The organism is Streptomyces alkaliterrae, assembly GCF_007097205.2.
GTDB lineage: Bacteria > Actinomycetota > Actinomycetes > Streptomycetales > Streptomycetaceae > Streptomyces > Streptomyces alkaliterrae.
Genome location: NZ_VJYK02000322.1, coordinates 1 through 6,008, shown reverse-complemented (window position 1 = coordinate 6,008; position 6,008 = coordinate 1). Strand labels below are relative to the sequence as shown.

The 6,008-nt window shown below is 74.9% G+C and carries 5 protein-coding genes; 1 reads left to right on the top strand and 4 read right to left on the bottom strand.

Annotated elements, in window-relative coordinates:
- Nucleotides 1-107: 107 nt before the first annotated feature.
- Together FNX44_RS22605 and FNX44_RS22600 are read right to left on the bottom strand one after the other, a co-directional pair.
- Nucleotides 108-878: a 2,3-dihydro-2,3-dihydroxybenzoate dehydrogenase gene (locus FNX44_RS22605; RefSeq protein ID WP_143650633.1), complete on the bottom strand. Its 771-nt coding sequence runs from the start codon at nucleotides 876-878 to the stop codon at nucleotides 108-110.
- A gap of 142 nt (nucleotides 879-1,020) precedes the next feature.
- Entirely contained in the window at nucleotides 1,021-1,806 is a 786-nt protein-coding gene (locus FNX44_RS22600; protein WP_143650632.1) for an AraC family transcriptional regulator, read from the bottom strand.
- Nucleotides 1,807-1,860: 54 nt separating this feature from the next.
- Here FNX44_RS22600 and FNX44_RS22595 point away from each other — a divergent pair, with 54 nt between their 5' ends.
- The gene (locus FNX44_RS22595) at nucleotides 1,861-3,048 is read left to right on the top strand and encodes an MFS transporter (protein ID WP_143650631.1); all 1,188 of its coding nucleotides are present in this window, start codon (nucleotides 1,861-1,863) and stop codon (nucleotides 3,046-3,048) included.
- A 227-nt stretch (nucleotides 3,049-3,275) separates the two neighbouring features.
- Here FNX44_RS22595 and FNX44_RS22590 read toward each other — a convergent pair whose 3' ends face one another.
- Together FNX44_RS22590 and FNX44_RS22585 are read right to left on the bottom strand one after the other, a co-directional pair.
- Nucleotides 3,276-4,574, bottom strand: a complete 1,299-nt coding sequence (locus tag FNX44_RS22590) for an NAD(P)/FAD-dependent oxidoreductase (protein WP_173019256.1) — start codon at nucleotides 4,572-4,574, stop codon at nucleotides 3,276-3,278.
- The coding region (locus FNX44_RS22585) for an NAD(P)/FAD-dependent oxidoreductase (protein ID WP_143650629.1) at nucleotides 4,571-6,008 on the bottom strand (1,438 nt) is incomplete at its 5' end. The genes FNX44_RS22590 and FNX44_RS22585, both read right to left, overlap by 4 nt.

The following is a 6,008-nucleotide window of genomic DNA, read 5'->3' as shown; positions in this document are numbered from 1 at the left end:
GGGCAGGGGGTAGGGCTGGATGGGAGGGATGCCGGCCATGCGGGGTGGTCCTTTCGTGGCGTGCGGTGCTGCTGAGTGGCGGGGTCGGGCGCCGACCGTGGAGGTCGTCAGGCGCCGAGCGTCGCGCCGCCGTCGACGGTGAGTTCGTGGAGCGTGATGTGGCCCGCCTCGTCCGACAGCAGGAAGGCGACGGCGCGCGCGACGTCGTCGGGGAGCGCGACCTTGCCCAGCGGGATGCCCACCTTGTACGTCGCCAGGTCGCCGGCGACGGCCGCGGCGGCCGCCGTGCGGTCGCCGTACATGCCGTGCAGCATCGTGGTGTCGGTGGAGCCGGGCGCGACGACGTTGCAGCGGATGCCGTACCGGGCGACCTCCAGGCCGAGGCACTTGGTGTACGCGGTCGCCGCCGCCTTGGACGCGGCGTAGGCCGCCATCCGCTCCCGCGCGGTGCCCGCCGCGTTGGAGGCGACCGTGACGATCGCCCCCGAGCGGCGCGCGATCATCCGCCGGACGACCGCCCGCGAGGTGTGGAAGACGCCGTCGGCGTTGACCGCGAACGTCCGCGACCACTGCTCCTCTGTGAGTTCGTGGGCGGGTGCGACGTGCAGCACGCCGGCGGTGTTCACCAGTTGGCCGATCGGTCCGACAGTCCGCTCCACCTCGGCCACCAGTTCCGCCACGGCCGAGCCGTCCGACACGTCCACCGGGCGGGCCGTGACCGGTAGCCCGTCAGCGGTGAACTTGTCGACCACGTCCGCCAGTCGGCCGCCGTCCAGGTCGACGGCGACCACCTCCGTACCGCGTGTCGCGAGCAGCCGGGCGACGGCGGCGCCGATCCCGCCCGCCGCTCCGGTCACCAGCGCGATCCCGTCCGTCATGGGTGTTACCTCCGTCGTCCAGTGCACGGCGTGACGTCGTCAGATCACCTGTGTAGAGCACCGGTTCAGTGGACGCGACCCTTCCGGAACGCGGGGGGTCGACGGAGGCGGAACGTGTTCGCGTGGATGCGAAGGGTGACGCTCAGTGGGTGCGGTGGCTGCCCGGGGTGTGGCCGAACGCGCGGCGGAAGGTGTCGATGAAGGCGCTCGCGGACGACCAACCGCACTGGTGCGCCACGGTGGTGACGGGGATGTCGTCCGCCAGCAGGGCGAGCGCGTGGTACAGCCGCAACTGGGTGCGCCACTGGGGGAACGTCATGCCCAGATCGCCGCGGAAGAGCCGGGAGAGCGTGCGGGCACTGGCGCCCACCTGGCGGCCGAGTTCGGCCAGGGTGCGGCTGTCGGCGGGGTCGGCGTGCAGGATGTCGCACACCGCGCGCAGGAGCGGGCTGGCCGGCGCCGGGAGGTGCGCGGGCTGCCGGGGCGCCGCCCGCAGCTGGTCGAGCAGCACGGCCCGCAACCGGTCGCGTTCCGGGCTGTACCGGTGCGCGTCGCGGGTGTAGGCCAGGACCAGCTCGCGCAGTAGCGGACCGACGGTCAGGACGGTCGGCTCGGCCGGGTCCAGGGCGGCTCCGGTGGCCGGGAGGCCGACGAGGTGCAGTTCGAGCGCGCCGTGCGCCTGGTGGGCGTGGGTGGTGCCGGCCGGGATCCAGATGGCGTGGGTGGCCGGCGCGATCCACGAGCCCGCCTCGGTGGTGATGGCCAGCACGCCGCGCGCGGCGTAGACCAGCTGGTGGTCGTCGTGCCGGTGCGCGTCGATGGCGGCGCCGGGCGCCAGCCACTGGCTGCGCGTGGGCGCGGTCGGCTGGTGCCGCACACGCTGCCGCGCGGGCCGGTCGGACGACGCCGTCTGGCGGGTTTCTGACATCGGCTGGCAGTTTATCGGAAGCGCGACAATCCGGCGGCGGCGAACATGGCGGTCGTGGCCAGAAACAAGTCGATCGTCCTGCTGTCGGCCGGGCACGCCTGCGTGGACGTGTACCAGGGCTCGGTGGCGGCGCTGGTGCCGTTCTTCGTCGCCGAACGCGCCTACACCTACGCGGCGGCGTCCGGCATCGTGCTCGCCGCCTCGCTGCTGTCCTCGGTGGCGCAGCCCCTCTTCGGCGCGCTGACCGACCGGCGGGCGATGCCGTGGCTGCTCCCGGTGAGCACGATCCTCGGCGGGCTGGGCATCGCCCTCAGCGGACTGTCCGGTTCCTACGCGCTGACGCTGCTGTTCGTCGCCGTCTCCGGGATCGGTGTGGCGGCCTACCACCCGGAGTCCGCGCGGGTGGCGCGGCTCGCCAGTCGTGGCAGCCACCGCGCGATGGGCTGGTTCTCCCTCGGCGGGAACGTCGGCTTCGCGCTGGCGCCGCTGATGGTGGCGGCGGTCGTCGCCACCGGCGGTCTGCGATTCACCCCGCTGCTGGTGCTGCCCGCCCTGGTCGGCAGTGTGCTGTGCCTGCCGGTGCTGCGGGCGTTGGAGAGATCCGGGGGCAGCGGGTCGAGCGGCGGGCAGCGGGCCGGGGACGACGACGTGGCGTCGTTCGTGAAGCTCTCGCTGGCCGTGGTCTGCCGGTCGATCACGTTTGTCGGGCTGAGCACGTTCGTGGCCTTCTACGCCGCGTACCGCACCGGCGGCGGCACGGCCGCCGGCTCGGCCGCGCTCTTCGTGCTCTATCTCGGCGGCGCGGTCGGCACCCTGCTGGGCAGCCGTCTCGCCGGCCGCCGGGACCGGGTGACCGTGGTGACCGGCGCGTATCTGATGACGGTCGGCGCCGTGGCGGGGCTGGTGTTCGTTCCCGGGCCGGTCATCTACCTCTTCGTCGCGCTCACCTCGATCGGCCTGTACGTGCCCTTCTCACTCCAGGTGACGCTGGCCCAGGACTACCTGCCCAGCCGCGTCGGCACCGCCAGCGGCGTCACGCTCGGACTGACCGTCAGCGTCGGCGGCCTGGTCAGTCCGCTGATCGGCAAGGTCGCCGACGCGACCTCGTTGCGGACAGCGCTCGCCCCGCTGATCCTGATGCCCGCCCTGGCCTGGCTGCTGTTCCGCACGCTGCCCGAGCCGGCGGTGCCGAAGTCCGTGACACGTGAGGAACCCGCGGCCACCGGAGGGAGGAGTGGATGACCGCACGAGGACCGTCGGAGAGGGTTGCCACCGGGGCGGGGGAGAGGTGCCCGCTGACCGAGTGGGGTTGCCCGCCCGGCCGGCGGGGGCCCACCTGGCGGCTGCTGTCCAGCCACCCGACGTCGGAGGGGGACGTCGAGTACTGCCGGTGCAGCTGTGCCGCGTTGGTGGTCCTTCGCCGGGGGGAGGTGGCGGCCTTCGCGGAACCAGGCGGCGGCGGGCGCGGCTCAGCGGCCGGATGAGGGCCGGGACCGTCCGGACGGGTCGGACGGGTCGGACGGGTCGGACGGGTCGGACGGGATCTCGGGCAGCAGGAGTTGTTCCAGGTCGCTCGGCGCCGGCCGGCCCACAAGCGGTGCCAGCGTCGCCCGGGAACCGGTCCCGCCGGCGAGGATGCCGCCGAGCAGGACGCCGCTGTCCGGGTGCAGGAACACCTTCGCGTACCGGTCCGTCCCCTCGGTGAACGCCACCTCCACAACGCGCTCACCGGCGGCGGGACGACCACTGCCGAACGTCGCCACCCGTACGCCGAGCAGCTTCAGCGTGGTACCCGTCTCGGTGTCGTCGAAGGGCGGCGGCGTACCGCCGGTCAGCCGCTCGGCGACCAGGTCAGCCATGCGGTTGCCGGGCGCGAGCAGCCCGTGGCACCGGCCGTTCACGGCCGCGCACTCGCCGACCGCCCACACCCGCTCGTCGGAGGTGCGGCAGTGGGCGTCGACCAGCAGGCCGCCGCGTTCGCCCAGCGGCAGCCCGAGCGTGGCGGCCAGTTCGTCGCGCGGCCGGATTCCGGCGGCGAACACCACCAGCCGCGCGCGGAGCACCGTGCCGTCGGTGAGGGTCACCGATCCGACCCGGCCGTCGGGCCGGGCGTCGACCGAGGCGAGCGACGTGCCGCAGTGCGGGGTCATGCCGAGGCCGTCGGCGTGGCGGCGCAGTATCTCGGCCGCGCCGGCGTCGAGTTGGGCGGGCATCAGATGCGGTGCCGCCTCGACGACGTGCGGGCGCATGCCGAGCAGCCGCAGCGCCTCGGCCGCCTCCAGACCCAGCAGCCCGCCACCGACGACCACGGCCGACCTGCCCGGACGGGCGGCGCCCCGGATCAGGTCCAGATCGTCCAGCGTGCGGTAGACGAAGCAGCCGTCGAGGTCGCGGCCGGGTACCGGCGGGACGAACGGCCGGGAGCCGGTGGCCAGTACCAGCGCGTCGTAGCGGACGGTGTCGCCGTCGGCGGTGCGCACACTCCGCCGCGCGCGGTCGACCGCCACCGCCGGACAGCCCAGCCGCAGCGTCAGCCGGGGGTCGGCGAGGTGTTCCGGACCGGCGAGCGTCAGGTCCGCGCGGCTCTTCCCGGCCAGGTAGGAGGAGAGGCCGACCCGGTCGTAGGCCGGGTGCCGCTCCTCGGCCAGGACCACCACACGCCATTGGCCGAGGGTGTCCCGTTTGCGCACACCGTCCACCAGCCGGTGGCCGGTCATGCCGTGTCCGACGACCACCAGGGTGCGGGCACGGCGGGTGGCGGTCGTCACGCGGCCTCCCGCGGACGGCGGCTCTCGGCGGGGCGCTCGGGCGTCCGGGACGCGGGCGGCGGCGCGGGTGGCGCCTCGCCGAGGCTTCGGCACAGCTGGGTCAACTCCCGTGTGCAGCCGCCGCATCCGGTGGTCGCTCCGGTGGCGGCGGCGAGCGCCGGCACGGTGCGGGCGCCGGCCCGCCACGCGCCGGACAAGGCGCGGCGCGAGACGTTGTTGCACAGGCACAGCACCAGGTCGTCGGCGGCGCCACGGGCCGAGGAGGGCGGCCCGGACGGCAGCCCCAGCAGCAGCGACAACCGGTCGGAGGGCAGGCGGCGGCCGTGCCGGTGGAGATGGGCGAGGGCGGCGACGGCCTTCGGCAGACCGAACACCACGGCGGCCACCAGCCGGTCGCCGCGCACCGCGAGTCGGGCGTGACCATCGTCGCCCGCCCCCGAGAGGGTGACCACCCGGACGCCGGGCCGGGTGAAGTCGTCGGGCCGACCGACGCAGAAGAGCTCGGCCACCCGCGACGGCAGCCGCAACGGGTCGCCGGGCACGCCGAGTTCGGGACGCGATCCGGCTGGAGTGCGGCCCGTGGCCAGGATCTCGGCCAGTGCCTCCGCCTGGTCCAGCTCGACGTCCTGGTCGAAATCGGCGTATCGCCGGGGCAGTTCGCCGTCGACGGGTTCGGCGCAGGGGCCGACCGCGTACACGTGCGGATCGGAGGTGCGGAACCGGTGGTCGACGAGCACACCGGCGCCGACCGGTAGCCCCGCCGCGCGGGCGAGACCGGTGTCGGGTGTCGCGCCGAGGCACAACAGCACGCTCGCAGCAGGCAGTTCGCGGCCGTCGTCGAGTAGCAGCCCGTCGGGGACGCGTCGTCGAAGGGCACGGCCGGTGAGCACCGTGACGCCGGAGAGCGCCAGCCGCTCCGCGAGCAGCGCGCCGCAGTGCTCGTCCAGCCGTCGCGCCAGCGGATACCGGCCCCGGCAGAGCAGTGTGACGTCCACGCCCCGGCGAGCCAGGTCACTCGCGTACGTCAGCGCAGCCGGGCCGTCGCCGACCACGGCCACGGGGCCGCGCGGAGGCTCGCCCTCCGCCGGCCCGGGCGACGGGCGCGGAGCCAGCACCCCGGCGGACAGCCGACCGTCGGCCATCCGCAGACCCGGCACGTCGGGAACCAGCGGGCGGGCGCCGGTGGCCAGCACCAGGACGTCGTAGGGGTGACGGACGCGGACCCCGTCGCGCAGCGACCAGACCTCCCGGCGCCGAAGGTCCAGGCCGGTCGGCAGCGCGCCGGGAACGACCAACGCCGGTACCGCGCCCGCCGGTTCGGACGCAGGCGGTGGCGTCGCGGGTTCGAGCAGGGTGACGCCGCCCCGGTGGCCGTGGTCGTGCAGCTTCTCCGCCAGCCGGTGGGCCGCCACCCCGCCGCCGACGACCAGCACC

Excerpts from the sequence above, each read along its gene's own strand:
- FNX44_RS22600 (WP_143650632.1), bottom strand. The coding sequence starts at position 1,806 with ATGTCAGAAACCCGCCAGACGGCGTCGTCCGACCGGCCCGCGCGGCAG.
- FNX44_RS22605 (WP_143650633.1), bottom strand. The coding sequence starts at position 878 with ATGACGGACGGGATCGCGCTGGTGACCGGAGCGGCGGGCGGGATCGGC.